The organism is Pseudomonas fitomaticsae (assembly GCF_021018765.1).
Classification (GTDB): Bacteria; Pseudomonadota; Gammaproteobacteria; order Pseudomonadales; family Pseudomonadaceae; genus Aquipseudomonas; species Aquipseudomonas fitomaticsae.
In genome coordinates, this window is the sequence record NZ_CP075567.1 from 186,782 (window position 1) to 201,976 (window position 15,195).

The 15,195-nt window shown below is 59.2% G+C and carries 14 protein-coding genes and 1 pseudogene; all 15 read right to left on the minus strand.

Annotated elements, in window-relative coordinates:
• Nucleotide 1 precedes the first annotated feature (1 nt).
• A pseudogene (locus tag KJY40_RS00850) lies at nucleotides 2-2,021 on the minus strand (2Fe-2S iron-sulfur cluster-binding protein).
• Nucleotides 2,022-2,066: 45 nt separating this feature from the next.
• Entirely contained in the window at nucleotides 2,067-2,693 is a 627-nt protein-coding gene (locus KJY40_RS00855) for a glutathione S-transferase family protein (RefSeq protein WP_230734410.1), read from the minus strand.
• Between the two features lie 104 nt (nucleotides 2,694-2,797).
• The gene (locus tag KJY40_RS00860) at nucleotides 2,798-3,724 is read right to left on the minus strand and encodes a LysR family transcriptional regulator (RefSeq protein WP_230734412.1); all 927 of its coding nucleotides are present in this window, start codon (nucleotides 3,722-3,724) and stop codon (nucleotides 2,798-2,800) included.
• Nucleotides 3,725-3,796: 72 nt separating this feature from the next.
• Nucleotides 3,797-5,629: a glutamine--fructose-6-phosphate transaminase (isomerizing) gene (glmS, locus tag KJY40_RS00865; protein WP_230734414.1), complete on the minus strand. Its 1,833-nt coding sequence runs from the start codon at nucleotides 5,627-5,629 to the stop codon at nucleotides 3,797-3,799.
• 2 nt (nucleotides 5,630-5,631) lie between these two features.
• Nucleotides 5,632-6,408 (minus strand): DeoR/GlpR family DNA-binding transcription regulator, encoded by a 777-nt coding sequence (locus KJY40_RS00870; protein WP_230734416.1) that lies wholly within the window; start codon nucleotides 6,406-6,408, stop codon nucleotides 5,632-5,634.
• A 128-nt stretch (nucleotides 6,409-6,536) separates the two neighbouring features.
• The gene (gene glmU, locus KJY40_RS00875; protein ID WP_230734418.1) at nucleotides 6,537-7,904 is read right to left on the minus strand and encodes a bifunctional UDP-N-acetylglucosamine diphosphorylase/glucosamine-1-phosphate N-acetyltransferase GlmU; all 1,368 of its coding nucleotides are present in this window, start codon (nucleotides 7,902-7,904) and stop codon (nucleotides 6,537-6,539) included.
• 118 nt (nucleotides 7,905-8,022) lie between these two features.
• A complete protein-coding gene (locus KJY40_RS00880) occupies nucleotides 8,023-8,448 on the minus strand; it encodes a F0F1 ATP synthase subunit epsilon (RefSeq protein WP_007954164.1) in 426 nt (141 codons plus the stop codon).
• Nucleotides 8,449-8,493: 45 nt separating this feature from the next.
• Entirely contained in the window at nucleotides 8,494-9,870 is a 1,377-nt protein-coding gene (gene atpD / locus KJY40_RS00885; RefSeq protein ID WP_007954162.1) for a F0F1 ATP synthase subunit beta, read from the minus strand.
• A 27-nt stretch (nucleotides 9,871-9,897) separates the two neighbouring features.
• Nucleotides 9,898-10,758, minus strand: a complete 861-nt coding sequence (atpG, locus tag KJY40_RS00890; protein ID WP_007954161.1) for a F0F1 ATP synthase subunit gamma — start codon at nucleotides 10,756-10,758, stop codon at nucleotides 9,898-9,900.
• 50 nt (nucleotides 10,759-10,808) lie between these two features.
• Nucleotides 10,809-12,353, minus strand: a complete 1,545-nt coding sequence (atpA, locus tag KJY40_RS00895; protein WP_230734420.1) for a F0F1 ATP synthase subunit alpha — start codon at nucleotides 12,351-12,353, stop codon at nucleotides 10,809-10,811.
• 21 nt (nucleotides 12,354-12,374) lie between these two features.
• A complete protein-coding gene (locus KJY40_RS00900) occupies nucleotides 12,375-12,911 on the minus strand; it encodes a F0F1 ATP synthase subunit delta (protein ID WP_230734422.1) in 537 nt (178 codons plus the stop codon).
• A 12-nt stretch (nucleotides 12,912-12,923) separates the two neighbouring features.
• A complete protein-coding gene (locus KJY40_RS00905; protein WP_230734424.1) occupies nucleotides 12,924-13,394 on the minus strand; it encodes a F0F1 ATP synthase subunit B in 471 nt (156 codons plus the stop codon).
• A 57-nt stretch (nucleotides 13,395-13,451) separates the two neighbouring features.
• Nucleotides 13,452-13,709, minus strand: a complete 258-nt coding sequence (gene atpE / locus KJY40_RS00910; protein ID WP_003097235.1) for a F0F1 ATP synthase subunit C — start codon at nucleotides 13,707-13,709, stop codon at nucleotides 13,452-13,454.
• A gap of 134 nt (nucleotides 13,710-13,843) precedes the next feature.
• Complete coding sequence (gene atpB, locus KJY40_RS00915; RefSeq protein WP_007954148.1) at nucleotides 13,844-14,713, minus strand: F0F1 ATP synthase subunit A; 870 nt, start codon at nucleotides 14,711-14,713, stop codon at nucleotides 13,844-13,846.
• A gap of 16 nt (nucleotides 14,714-14,729) precedes the next feature.
• A complete protein-coding gene (locus KJY40_RS00920) occupies nucleotides 14,730-15,137 on the minus strand; it encodes a F0F1 ATP synthase subunit I (protein WP_003229783.1) in 408 nt (135 codons plus the stop codon).
• Nucleotides 15,138-15,195 lie beyond the last annotated feature (58 nt).

A 15,195-nucleotide genomic window follows, 5' to 3' on the forward strand; every position in this document is an offset into this window, starting at 1 on the left:
CCTACAAATCCAGCACCAGCGGCTGGGCACTCTGCGCCGGCACCGCGCAGCAGATCAGCACTTGCCCTTCCTCCGGCACTTCCGCCGGAGGCTGTGGATAATTCACCGCGCCGCTGATCAGGCGCGTCTTGCAGGTACCGCACGAACCGCCCCGGCAACTGAATTCCGGGCGCAGGCCGCGGCTTTCCGCCAGCTCCAGCAAACTGCCACCGTCGGGCTGCCAGCGCGCTTCCTTGGCCGAACGCTCGAACACCACCGGCACCGAGGTGGTCGCGGCGGGCAATTGCTCGATCACGATCGCATCCGGATCGGGTTGGCGCTTGAGGGTCGAAGGGCCAAAGGTTTCCGCGTGTATTTGCCCATCCCGCACATCCAGTTCACGCAACGTGTCGTAGATCCCCTGGGTAAAACCGCCGGGGCCACAGAGTACGAAATCGACCTGATCAAAATCCTCGTCGGTCAGCAGATCGCGCAATAGATCGCCATCGATGCGTCCGCGAATATCGAAATCCTCGCCTTGCACCAGCTCGTCCTCCGGCTGGCTGAGCACTCGCAACACCTTCACGGCGTCACCGGCATCTTCCAGCAACCGGTCCAGCTCCGCGCGAAACGGCTGGTCGGCGAGGCTGCGGGAACTCTGAACAAACAAGGTCGGACGAATCCGCCGAGTCCGCAGCCCCTGATACACCACCTCGCGCAGCATCGACAGCAACGGCGTGATGCCGACTCCGGCGGCGAGCAGCACCAATGGCTTGCGCTCCAGCGCTGCCACGGTGAAATGCCCCTGTGGAGAACGTGCCTCCAGCACATCGCCGACGCGGATCTGTTCGTGAAGGTGCGTCGATACCCGCCCTTCGCGTTTCACGCTGATCCGGAAGAAATCATCCGACGGCGCACCCGACAGGCTGTAAGTGCGAATATGCACCTCGCCATCGAGGTTGAACCGCAGCGGCAGGTGCTGCCCGGCCAGAAACACCGGCAGACCGGCGCCATCATCCGGCTCCAGATAAATCGAGCGGATGTGGCGGCTTTCCTTTTCAATCCGTGTCACGCGCATCGGACGCCAGGCATCCCTCAGCGCTTGCGCCTGCAACCGCGCCTCGGCCTGGGCCCAGGTGCCGGTCAGCAGGCTGGTGGGCGACATACCGTCGAAGCGCCAGGGCTGCCGGACGTCGAACCAGCTTCTCCACTTCAAATGTCCACAACCGCTCGGCGCCCTGAAAGGCTTCGATCTGCGGCGCTTCGAGAATCACCTCGGTACGGCCGCTGAGCTGCAACACATCGCCTGTGGAAAAGTCGATGAACAGCAACCCGGCCAAGGGATTGAGCAACAGATTGCCGAGGGTATTGAAGTGCAGATTGCCGGCAAAATCCGGGATCGTCAGGCGATTGCCTTCGATCCGCACAAAACCGGGCTGACCGCCACGATGGGAAACATCGACTGAACGCTCACCGTCGACATCAACGTAACTGGCGACAAAGAAGGTGTCGGCGCTTTCGATCAGCGCAATGGCGGCGTCATCGAGGCTGTCACCGTGTTCGGCCTTGCGGGTCTGCGGATCCGTCAGTGGCACCCGCTGAAACTGGCGCAGCTGGATGTACTGCGGGCAGTTGCCGAACGACTGATCCACCGTCACCCCGAAACCGTCCGCCCCGAGGCTGCCGATATGACCATTGAGCCGATTGCGCCGGCGGGTGTGCAGCTCGATGCCGAGCAAGCCGATTGCGGCACCGTCCTGCAGCTGCGCCGGATCATCGGCAGCCGGCAGACTGGCGAACTGCAGTTGTGTCGGCTCGGGAGAGTGGGCGAACCCCGGTTCGCCCTCCAGCAGGCTGGCCCAGGGACGACCCTCGGCATCCACCGCGCCGTACAGCATGAAGGGCAGTTGCTGATAGAACTGACGGTGCTGATCCGGCATCCAGGTGCGAATCACCTTACGACCGAATTCCTCCATGCGCTCGGCAACGCCGACATGGGCCTGCAACTGTTGCTCGCCAGCGTGCCACGGTGAACGTTCCATCTCGGCCTCTCCCCTGCACCGTCGGCGCAGTGTGAATGATCAAAGTCAGGCAACGGTTTGCAGGCCGGCAACGGTGCGCGGCATGCCGACAAAACCAGGCAACGCCTCGATGCGCGCCAGCCAGGCGCGAACGTTGGCGTAGTCGTCCAGCGACACATTGCCTTCTGGCGCATGGGCGATGTAACTGTAGGCCGAGACATCGGCAATCGTCGGCTCAGTGCCGGTCAGGTACGGGGTTTTGCCCAGTTCCGCATCCATCACCTTGAGAAAGTTGTGCGCACGGGTGATGACTTCTTCGGCGTTGAACTTCGCCCCGAACACCGTGATCAAGCGTGCGGCAGCGGGCCCGAAAGCAATCGGCCCGGCAGCCGCCGACAACCAGCGCTGCACATGTGCGGCGCCGACCGGATCGCTTGGCAGCCAACGGCCGTTACCGTATTTCTGGGCCAGGTAGACGAGAATCGCGTTGGAATCGGCCAGCACCACGCCGTTGTCATCAATGGCGGGCACTTGCCCGAAGCTGTTGATGGCCAGGTAACCGGGCTGTTTGTGCTCGCCTTTGGCGAGATCGACAAACACCAGCTCGGTCGGCAATTGCAGCAGGGACAACATCAGTTCGACGCGATGGGCGTGGCCGGAACGCGGGAAGTTGTAGAGTTTGATCGCTTTCATGGTCGACTCCGCTGAACGAATGCGCCGTTCAGGATGGACGGCGGCCGTGGCAGCCATCTTCCACCGATCGTGAAAACAACAGAATCACCAGCAAACGCAATCCATTATTTCTTTGGGTGAAATAAAGCTGCATTTTTCAACGCTGGATGTTCACGCAATGCCTTCACCATGAAGTCGACAAAACTGCGCACCCGCGCCGGCGCCTTGCGCCCGCCCTGATACACCACGTGAATCGGCAGCGCAGGCAGTTCGAATTCGTCGAGGACGATTTCCAGTTCACCGGAAGCCACCTTGCTGGCCACCTGATAAGACAGCACCCGGGTCAGCCCCAAGCCCAGCGACGCCGCCGTGATCGCAGCCTGATTGGCGGTGACCACCAGACGCGGCTCCGGTTTTACGCCAATCAGTTCACCGTGTTCCATGAACGGCCAGCTGCGCTGCTGGCCGATGGCTGACGTCGCCACCACCGGCGCCCCGGCCAGGGCCTGCGGATGAGTCGGCCGGCCATGAATCGCAAAGTACTCCGGCGAACCACAAATCACCCGCCGCACTTCACCGACCCGGATCGCATGCTGATTGCTGTCCGGCAACTCGCCGATACGCACCGCGACGTCGACGCCCTCCTCGACCATGTTCACCACCCGGTCGAGCAACAGGGCATTGATGGAAACGTCCGGGTATTGCGTCAGATAACGCGTCATCACAGGCGTGACGAACTGTTCTCCGAACAAGACCGGCGCCGTCACCGTCAACTGCCCACGGGGCTGGGTATGACTGCCGGCCGCGGAATCCTCCGCTTCCTGCACCTCGGCAAGAATTCTCCGACAGTCTTCCAGGTAACGCAGGCCCGCTTCGCTCAAATGCACGCTGCGGGTAGTACGGACCAACAACTGCGTGCCGATCCGCTGCTCCAGCGCCGCCACCGCCCGGGTCACGCTGGCTGCCGACAAACCCAGGCGCCGCGCGGCAGCGGAGAAGCCCTGCTCCTGGGCGACGATGGCGAAAACCTGCATTTCCTGGAAGCGATCCATGGTGCCCTCGATCCGGATAAAAAAATCGCAGCCGAAGCTGCGATTTTATGAGGATGATCAACTGTGGATAACTTATTCCACCGTCACCGACTTCGCCAGGTTACGCGGCTGGTCAACGTCAGTACCCTTGAGCACCGCGACGTAGTACGACAGCAGTTGCAGCGGGATGGTGTAGAGGATCGGCGACAGGATGTCGTGAATGTGCGGCATCTGCACCACGTGGGTGCCTTCGCCGTTGGTCATCCCGGCTTTTTCGTCGGCGAATACGATCAGTTCGCCGCCGCGGGCACGGACTTCCTGCAGGTTGGACTTGAGCTTTTCCAACAGCTCGTTGTTAGGTGCGACGGTCACGACTGGCATGTCGTTATCCACAAGCGCCAGCGGGCCGTGCTTCAGTTCGCCGGCCGGATAGGCTTCGGCGTGGATGTACGAGATTTCCTTGAGCTTCAAGGCCCCTTCCATCGCCACCGGGAATTGCGCGCCACGGCCCAGGAACAGCGTGTGGTTCTTCTCGGCGAACAGCTCGGCAATCTTTTCCACCGTGCCGTCCATCGCCAGCGCTTCGCCCAGACGGGTTGGCAGGCGACGCAGTTCTTCGACCAGCCTGGCTTCGACGCCATCGGCCAGAGTGCCACGTACCTGGCCCAGGGACAGTGTCAGCAACAGCAGGCCTACCAGTTGCGTGGTAAACGCTTTGGTCGAGGCCACGCCGATTTCGCGACCGGCCTGGGTCAGCAGAGTCAGATCGGACTCGCGCACCAGCGAACTGATACCGACGTTGCAGATCGCCAGGCTTCCCAGGAAACCCAGTTCCTTGGCATTGCGCAGGGCGGCCAGGGTGTCGGCGGTTTCACCGGACTGGGAGATGGTGACGAACAGTGTGTCCGGCTGCACCACCACCTTGCGGTAGCGGAACTCACTGGCGACTTCGACCTGGCATGGAATCCCGGCCAGTTCTTCGAGCCAGTAACGGGCAACCATACCAGCGTGGTAACTGGTGCCGCACGCCACGATCTGCACGTTGCGCACTTTGGCGAACAGTTCGGCGGCTTGTGGGCCAAACGCCTGCACGAGCACCTGATCCGAACTCAATCGACCTTCCAGGGTGCGCTGCACCACGGATGGCTGCTCGTGGATTTCCTTGAGCATGTAGTGACGGAACTCGCCTTTGTCGGCGGCTTCGGCGCCATCGGTGTACTGGACGGTCTGGCGCTCGACGGCTTTGCCGGTCACGTCCCAGATCTGCACCTTGTCACGCTGGATCTCGGCGATATCGCCCTCTTCCAGGTACATGAAACGGTCGGTGACCTGACGCAGGGCCAGTTGGTCGGAAGCGAGGAAGTTCTCGCCCAGGCCCAGTCCGATTACCAGCGGGCTGCCGCTGCGAGCAGCAACCAGTCGATCCGGCTGCTGTGCATGGATGACCGCCAGACCGTAAGCGCCATGCAGTTCCTTGACCGCAGCCTTCAGGGCGTCGGTCAAGTCCGGCAGCGCCTTGAGTTTCTCAGTCAGCAGGTGGGCAATGACTTCAGTGTCGGTATCGGAACTGAACACATAGCCTTGCGCCTTCAGTTGCTCACGCAGCGCCTCATGGTTTTCGATGATGCCGTTATGCACGACAGCGACGTCACCGGAGAAATGCGGGTGGGCATTGCGTTCACTTGGTGCGCCGTGGGTAGCCCAGCGGGTGTGGGCAATGCCGAGACGGCCGAACAGCGGATGTTCGGCCAGAGCGGCGTCGAGTTCGCTGACCTTGCCCACACGGCGGGTGCGCTCGAGGGATCCGTCATTGGTAAGGACAGCCACGCCTGCGCTGTCATAGCCCCGGTATTCCAAGCGCTTGAGGCCTTCGAGCAGGATGGCGGTGATATTACGTTCAGCAACGGCGCCGACAATTCCACACATGCTTATTTCTCCTGACTGACAGTCGCGCAAATCAAGTTGATACCGCGAGCCTGAATCTGATCCCGTGCCTCTGAAGGCAGGCGATCATCGGTAATTAGGGTATGGACGCTGCTCCATGGCAGCTCCAGGTTGGGAATCTTGCGGCCGATCTTGTCGGCCTCGACCATCACGATCACTTCCCGCGCCACTTCCGCCATCACCCGGCTCAGGCCGAGCAATTCATTGAATGTGGTGGTACCACGCACCAGGTCGATGCCATCGGCCCCGATAAACAACTGGTCGAAGTCGTAAGAGCGTAGTACCTGCTCGGCGACCTGGCCCTGAAAGGATTCCGAATGCGGATCCCAGGTGCCGCCGGTCATCAGCAGCACAGGCTCGTGTTCGAGTTCGCTCAGGGCGTTGGCCACGTGCAGGGAGTTGGTCATCACCACCAGTCCCGGCTGTTGGCCGAGCTCGGGGATCATGGCGGCGGTGGTGCTCCCGCTGTCGATGATGATGCGGGCGTGTTCACGGATGCGTTTGACCGCAGCCCGGGCAATCGCCTGCTTGTATTTGGAAACGTTGAGGCTGGTGTCTGCCACCAGCTCCTGCGGCATGGTGATGGCTCCGCCGTAACGACGCAGCAGCAGGCCATGACTTTCCAGGGCGGCGAGATCCTTGCGAATCGTAACTTCCGAAGTTTCGAAGCGCTTGGCCAGTTCATCCACACTCACTTCGCCCTGCTCGCTGAGCAAGGCCAGTATGTTGTGGCGGCGTTGGGGTGTATTGCGTTTCGACATGGCTCGATAAGTTTCGTTTCGAAAGATAACGGAAGCAATCAAAACCTATCAGCCGCCAATCGTCAACCCGATGCCCATAAAAAAGACCGCTGGCGGCGGTCTTTTTTGATTCGAGCGTTGTGGATAACTCAGCTCTTCTTGATCTTCTCCGGCCGCTTCCAGCCATCGATGTTCTTCTGCCGCGCCCGGCCAACCGCCAACTGCGCGTTATCCACATTCTGGGTAATGGTCGAGCCGGCCGCAGTGGTTGCACCGGCGGAGATATCCACAGGCGCCACCAGCGAGTTGTTGGAACCGATGAACACATCCTCACCCAACACGGTTTTCCATTTGTTGGCGCCGTCGTAGTTGCAGGTGATAGTGCCGGCGCCGATGTTGGTGCGCGCACCAATCTCGGCGTCGCCCAGGTAAGTCAGGTGTCCGGCCTTGGCGCCCTCACCCATGCGGGCGTTTTTCAGTTCGACAAAGTTACCCACATGGGCACGTGCCTCCAGCACAGTCCCCGGACGCAGTCGGGCAAACGGGCCGGCATCGCTGCCTTCACCCAACACCGCGCCTTCGATATGGCTGTTGGCCTTGACCACCACGCCCTTGCGCAGCGTACTGTCCTTGATCACGCAATTCGGGCCGATGACCACGTCGTCCTCGATGACGACCTTGCCTTCGAGAATCACGTTGATGTCGATCAGCACATCGCGACCGACGGTCACTTCGCCACGTACATCAAAGCGAGCTGGATCGCGCAAAGTTACACCTTGAGCCATCAGGCGACGACCGGCGCGCAGCTGGTAATGACGCTCCAGCTCGGAGAGCTGTTTGCGATCATTGGCGCCCTGCACTTCCATCGGGTCGTGCGGTTGTTCGGTGGCGACGGTCAGGCCGTCGCTGACTGCCATCTCGATCACGTCGGTCAGGTAATACTCGCCCTGAGCATTGTTGTTCGACAGGCGACTCATCCAGTCCGCCAGACGGTTGGCCGGCACCGCCAGAATGCCGGTATTGCCTTCGGTGATCGCCCGTTGTGCTTCGCTGGCGTCCTTGTGCTCGATAATGGCGGCAACCTTGCCGTCAGCGTCGCGCACGATGCGGCCATACCCGGTCGGATCGTCCAGCTCGACAGTGAGCAAGCCCATCTGCCCGGGTACAACGTGCTTGAGCAGACGCTGCAGGGTCTCGACTTCGATCAACGGCACATCGCCGTAGAGAATCAGTACGGTATCGGCGGTGATGAACGGAACAGCCTGGGCGGTAGCATGACCGGTGCCCAGTTGCTTGTCCTGCAGCACGAAATTAAGGTCGTCGGCGGCCAGACGCTCGCGTACCACATCGGCGCCATGGCCGATAACCACGTGAATGCGCTGTGGATCAAGTTGACGGGCGCTGTGGATAACATGACCAAGCATGGAATCGCCGGCAATCGGATGCAGCACTTTTGGCAGCGCGGAGCGCATGCGGGTGCCTTGACCGGCCGCGAGGATTACGATTTCAAGAGACATGACTGGCTACCAATCCTGGATGGTCAGCAACTGCGACCGGGTTTTTGAAAGTCGGAAAAGAAAAAAGGGTAGCCGAGGCTACCCTTTTTTATCAATCGCACAACAAGTGGCTGACGGATTAACCGCCAAACTTCTTGCGGATCTGCTGGACGGTGCGCAGCTGAGCTGCAGCCTCGGCCAGACGTGCGGACGCAGCTCCGTAGTCGAAATCTGCGCTCTTCTCATGCAGAGCAGCTTCGGCAGCCTTGAGAGCTGCTTGAGCCTGAGCTTCATCCAGGTCGGCGGCACGTTGCACGGTATCGGCAAGCACCTTGACCATGTTCGGCTGAACCTCGAGGAAACCACCGGAGATGTAGAACACCTCGGCTTCCCCGCCTTGCTTGATCAGGCGGATCGGACCTGGCTTCAGATTAGTGATCAGCGGCGCGTGGCCCAGAGCGATACCAAGATCACCCAGAGCACCGTGCGCAATCACCATCTCGACCAGGCCGGAAAAGATTTCTCCTTCCGCGCTGACGATGTCGCAATGGACTGTCATAGCCATCTGATTGCCTCAACCTAAATTAGCGCCCGTTGCCGGGCGCCTGGATTACAGTTTCTTGGCTTTCTCGATCGCTTCTTCGATGCCGCCGACCATGTAGAACGCTTGTTCTGGCAGGTGGTCGTAGTCACCGTTGAGGATGCCTTTGAAGCCAGCAATGGTGTCTTTCAGGGAAACGTATTTACCCGAAGCACCGGTGAAGACTTCAGCCACGAAGAACGGCTGCGACAAGAAGCGCTGGATCTTACGAGCACGGTTTACCAACTGCTTGTCGGCTTCCGACAGCTCGTCCATACCCAGGATCGCGATGATGTCCTTCAGCTCTTTGTAACGCTGCAGCACGTACTGAACACCACGAGCGGTCTCGTAGTGATCGTTGCCGATCACGTTCGGGTCCAGCTGACGCGAAGTCGAGTCCAGTGGATCTACCGCCGGGTAGATACCCAGGGAAGCGATGTCACGGGACAGAACGACGGTGGCGTCCAGGTGAGCAAACGTGGTCGCTGGCGACGGGTCAGTCAAGTCGTCCGCAGGTACGTATACGGCCTGGATCGAAGTAATCGAACCTTGCTTGGTCGAAGTGATGCGCTCTTGCAGCACGCCCATCTCTTCAGCCAGGGTCGGCTGGTAACCTACTGCCGAAGGCATACGGCCCAGCAGTGCGGATACTTCGGTACCGGCCAGGGTGTAACGATAGATGTTGTCGACGAACAGCAGAACGTCGTTACCTTCGTCACGGAACTTCTCGGCCATGGTCAGACCGGTCAGCGCTACGCGCAGACGGTTTCCCGGTGGCTCGTTCATCTGACCGTAGACCAGGGCTACCTTGTCGAGAACGTTGGAGTCCTTCATCTCGTGGTAGAAGTCGTTACCCTCACGAGTACGCTCACCCACACCGGCGAACACGGAATAACCGCTGTGCTCGATGGCGATGTTACGGATCAGTTCCATCATGTTTACGGTCTTGCCTACACCGGCACCACCGAACAGACCGACTTTACCGCCCTTGGCGAACGGGCAAACCAGGTCGATAACCTTGATGCCGGTTTCCAGCAGCTCGTTGCCACCGGCCTGTTCAGCGAAGGAAGGAGCGGCGCGGTGGATACCCCAGCGCTCTTCTTCGCCGATCGGGCCAGCTTCGTCGATCGGGTTGCCCAGTACGTCCATGATCCGGCCCAGGGTCGCTTTACCGACCGGTACGGAGATGGCTGCGCCAGTGTTGTTGACGTCCAGACCGCGCTTCAAGCCTTCGGTGGAGCCCATCGCAATGGTACGAACCACGCCGTCGCCCAGCTGCTGCTGAACTTCCAGAGTGGTTTCGGCGCCTTGAACCTTCAAGGCGTCGTAGATGCTCGGTACGCTGTCGCGTGGAAATTCCACGTCGATAACGGCGCCGATGATTTGAACGATACGTCCGCTACTCATAGCTGGATCCTCTGAATATTTGAACCGTTAAACCGCGGCAGCGCCGCCGACGATTTCCGAGATCTCTTGGGTGATCGCAGCCTGACGCGCCTTGTTGTAGATCAGCTGCAAATCGCTGATCAAATCACCGGCGTTGTCGGTAGCGTTCTTCATCGCGATCATCCGCGCAGCCTGTTCAGCCGCGTTGTTCTCGACCACCGCCTGGTACACCTGCGACTCCACGTAACGCACCATCAAGCCGTCAAGCAGCTCTTTGGCGTCTGGTTCGTAGAGGTAGTCCCAGTGGTGCTTGAGTTCCTGATCCGGGGTCGCCACCAGTGGAATCAACTGCTCCACGGTAGGCTGTTGCGTCATGGTGTTGATGAACTTGTTGGATACCACGGACAGGCGGTCAATACGGCCGTCCAGGTAGGCATCCAGCATCACCTTGACGCTGCCGATCAGATCATTGATCGACGGCTCTTCACCCAGGTGGCTGATAGCTGCAACGACGTTACCGCCGAAGTTGCGGAAAAAGGCCGCACCCTTGCTACCAACGACACACAGATCGATCTCGACGCCGTTTTCGCGGTTTACCGCCATGTCCTTGACCAGGGCCTTGAACAGGTTGGTGTTCAAGCCGCCGCACAGACCACGGTCACTGCTCACGACGACATAACCGACGCGCTTTACTTCGCGATCGATCATGAACGGGTGGCGGTATTCCGGGTTGGCGTTGGCCAGATGCCCAATTACCTGGCGGATACGCTCCGCATAAGGACGGCTAGCAGCCATGCGCATTTGTGCCTTGCGCATTTTGCTGACCGCCACTTTTTCCATGGCGCTGGTAATTTTTTGCGTGCTTTTGATGCTCGCAATCTTACTGCGAATCTCTTTTGCGCCTGCCATGTAACACCTATCAGGTTAGCAAGCGGGAGCCTTGCGGCTCCCGCTGCGGCTTACCAGGTTTGGGTGGCCTTGAACTTCTCGATACCGGCTTTCAGGCCAGCGTCGATTTCGTCATTGAAGTCACCTTTAACGTTGATCTTGGCCATCAAATCGGCGTGATCGCGGTTGAAGAAAGCGATCAGCGCTTGTTCGAAGCTGCCGATCTTGGTGATTTCGATGTCGGTCAGGAACCCACGCTCAGCGGCATACAGCGACAGCGACATGTCGGCGATCGACATTGGCGCGTATTGCTTCTGCTTCATCAGCTCGGTAACGCGCTGACCATGCTCAAGTTGCTTGCGGGTCGCTTCGTCCAGGTCAGAAGCGAACTGGGCGAATGCCGCCAGTTCACGGTACTGAGCCAGAGCGGTACGGATACCACCGGACAGCTTCTTGATGATCTTGGTCTGAGCGGCACCACCCACACGGGATACCGAAACACCGGCGTTCACTGCAGGGCGGATGCCCGAGTTGAACATGGCCGATTCCAGGAAGATCTGACCGTCGGTGATGGAAATCACGTTGGTCGGAACGAACGCGGAAACGTCGCCAGCCTGGGTTTCGATGATCGGCAGTGCGGTCAGGGAACCGGTTTTGCCGGTCACTGCGCCGTTGGTGAACTTCTCTACGTACTCTTCCGAAACGCGGGATGCGCGCTCCAGCAGACGGGAGTGGAGATAGAACACGTCGCCTGGATAAGCTTCACGGCCTGGTGGACGGCGCAGCAGCAGGGAAATCTGGCGGTAAGCCACTGCTTGCTTGGACAGATCGTCATAAACGATCAGCGCGTCTTCACCGCGGTCGCGGAAGAATTCACCCATGGTGCAACCGGAGTACGGAGCCAGGAATTGCAGTGCTGCAGATTCCGAGGCGCTCGCTGCAACGATGATGGTGTTAGCCAGTGCACCGTTTTCTTCCAGCTTGCGAACCACGTTGGCGATGGTCGATTGCTTCTGACCGATTGCCACGTAGACGCAGAAAATGCCGCTGTCTTTCTGGTTGATGATCGCGTCGATCGCCAGAGCGGTTTTACCGATCTGACGGTCACCGATGATCAGCTCACGCTGGCCACGGCCGACAGGGATCATGGCATCGACAGCCTTGTAGCCAGTCTGTACAGGCTGGTCTACCGACTTACGCCAGATCACGCCCGGAGCAACTTTCTCGACCGCGTCGGTCTCGGTGTTGCCCAGTGGACCTTTGCCGTCAACAGGGTTACCCAGTGCGTCGACAACGCGACCCAGCAGTTCCTTACCAACCGGAACTTCGAGGATGCGGCCGGTGCACTTGGCGCTCATGCCTTCAGCCAGACTGGTGTATGCGCCCAGTACAACGGCACCTACGGAGTCTTGCTCCAGGTTGAGGGCCATACCGTAGACGCCGCCCGGAAACTCGATCATCTCGCCGTACATGACGTCGGCCAGACCGTGAATCCGCACGATACCGTCAGATACGCTGACGACAGTGCCTTCGTTACGGGCTTGGGAGGTCACATCGAGCTTTTCGATGCGGCCCTTGATAATTTCACTTATTTCGGAAGGATTGAGTTGCTGCATTGCTCTGCTGCCCCTTCAAACTCAAGATTTCAATGCTTCGGCAAGTTTCGCGATTTTGCCGCGAATCGAGCCATCGATAACCAGGTCGCCGGCGCGGATGAGAACACCCCCGATGAGGGATGCATCTTCCTCGACTTGCAGGCGCACTTCCCGGTTGAGTCGTGCACTGAGAACCTTGGCGAGTTTGTCTTGCTGTTCTTGGTTCAATGCGAAAGCACTGGTTACTTCCACGTCTACCGATTTCTCTTGCTCGGCCTTGTACAGGTCGAACAGGGCGGCGATCTCCGGCAGAAGCGGGAGACGGTCGTTTTCGGCAACGACGTGAATGAAATTCTGTGCCTTGGCATCGAACTTGTCGCCGCACACGTCAATGAACGTGGCGGCCTTTTCTGCGCTCGTCAGTCGCGGGGCCTTGAGCACGCGCTGCATGGTGTCGTCTCGCGACACCGCTGCTGCCAGGCCGAGCATGGCTGACCAATTGGCCAGTTGCTGGTGGGCCTGAGCGTGCTCGAAGGCCGCCTTAGCGTAAGGTCGGGCCAACGTGGTCAGTTCTGCCATGATCGCCCTCGCTTAGATTTCAGCAGCCAGTTGGTTAACCAGCTCTGCGTGCGCGTTTTGATCGATTGCCTTGCCCAGGATCTTCGAAGCACCGCCAACGGCCAGGCTACCCACTTGGGCGCGCAGCGCGTCTTTGACGCTGTTCAGTTCCTGTTCGATCTCGGCCTGAGCCTGAGCCTTCACACGGTCAGCTTCGACGCGAGCCTGTTCACGGGCTTCGTCGACAATCTGGTTACCGCGTTTCTTGGCTTGCTCGATGATTTCAGCTGCCTGAGCTTTCGCTTCGCGCAGTTGCTGACCCGCTTTCTCTTGGGCCAACTCCAGGTCGCGAGCTGCTCGGCTGGCAGCGTCCAGACCATCAGCGATCTTCTTTTGACGTTCGTGCAGAGCCGCGATGACCGGAGGCCATACGAACTTCATGCAGAACAGTACAAAAATCAGGAACGCAACGGACTGGCCAATCAGGGTCGCATTAATGTTCACGCCAACACCTCGCAGTTACGTTGTCCATCACACCAAATCACTCGGAGGTCCGAATGATTAGCCAGCGATCTGACCAACGAACGGGTTCGCAAAGGTGAAGAACAGAGCGATACCAACACCGATCATGGTTACGGCGTCGAGCAGACCGGCAACGATGAACATTTTAACTTGCAGCATTGGAACCATTTCTGGCTGACGCGCTGCGCCTTCCAGGAACTTGCCGCCCAGCAGGCCGAAACCAATTGCGGTACCCAGTGCGCCCAGGCCGATCAACAGTGCAACAGCGATAGCGGTTAGACCAACTACAGTTTCCATCTTTCCTCCCGACTTTTACGTCGTATGGTTTAGGTTTTTTAGATTAAAGCGGTAAAACAAATCGTTTCATGGTGCCCCGTGAGGAGCCCCTTCCCGTTTGACCGGGAAGGACATCAGACTAGTCGAGACCGGTCTTAATGGTTTTCTTCGTGCGCCATCGACAGGTAGACGATGGTCAGCATCATGAAGATGAACGCCTGCAGGGTGATGATCAGGATGTGGAACACAGCCCACGCCCACTGCAGGACAACACCCAGGCCGCTCAGCCAGAGCAGGCCGCTGCCAAACATCACAGCGATCAGGATGAACACCAGCTCGCCGGCATACATGTTGCCGAAAAGACGCAGAGCCAGAGAGATCGGTTTGGCGATCAGGGTCACGAATTCCAGCAGGAAGTTCACCGGGATCAGCAGGGCCTGAACGAAGATGTTCTTGCTGCCGAACGGGTGCAGGGTCAGCTCGCCGATGAAGCCGCCGAGGCCCTTGACCTTGATGCTATAGAAAATGATCAGTGCGAAAACCGAGAACGCCATGCCCAGGGTCGCGTTCGGGTCGGTAGTCGACACGGCGCGGAACGGGATGTGGTGGTCGCCGGAGATCAGGATGGCCAACTGAGGAATCCAGTCGACCGGTACCAGGTCGACGGCGTTCATCAGGAACACCCAGACGAAGATGGTCAGTGCCAGCGGTGCGATCACCGGGCTACGGCCATGGAAGCTGTCTTTCACGCTGCCATCGACGAATTCGACCAGGACTTCAACGAAGTTCTGCAGTGCACCCGGCTGACCGGAAGTCGCCTTCTTGGCCGCCATGCGGAAAAGAAGAACGAAGATCAGACCCAGCGCGACCGACCAGCCGAGGGTATCGACGTGGAAAGCCCAGAAGCCCATTTCCTTGGCTTCTGCTGCGGTGTGGGCAAAGCCCCAGCCGCCGTTGGGTAGCTGACCGAAGGTCAGGTTCTGCAAGTGGTGCTGGATATAGCCCGAAGCGGTTGTTTCTGCCATGGTTGCCTCAAACGCCCTAAGGTCTCGAAAGTCTTGTTCTCATCAGCAGGGGAGCGAACCAGCTGACCGACTGAGTCAGCACGAAGGCGCCGAATACAGCGATCGGCGCCAGTGGCTTCACACCTGCAAACACCAGTGCAAACAGCACTGCCGTCAAAATCAGTTTGCCTGCCTCGCCGGCATAAAAAGACCGGACGATGGACTGGGCTGCTCGGGCGCCGGAAAACCGAAATGCCTTGTGAGCGAAATAAACATTGGGCAGCAAGGCTATCAGGCCTCCGCAAAGTCCCGAGTATCCTGCAACGACTCCGTGCCATTGCCAGAGCGCCAAAGCGGCAATGAGCAAAATGACAAATTGAGCCATCAACACCGGAAAAACCGCCAGGCGATGGAACGGCAGGCGGTTTGGCTTGCGGGTTTCCATCACTATTGCTCTCCAATGGTCGGCTGCCGAAATTCAATAACTTGGCATAATTTGTGCC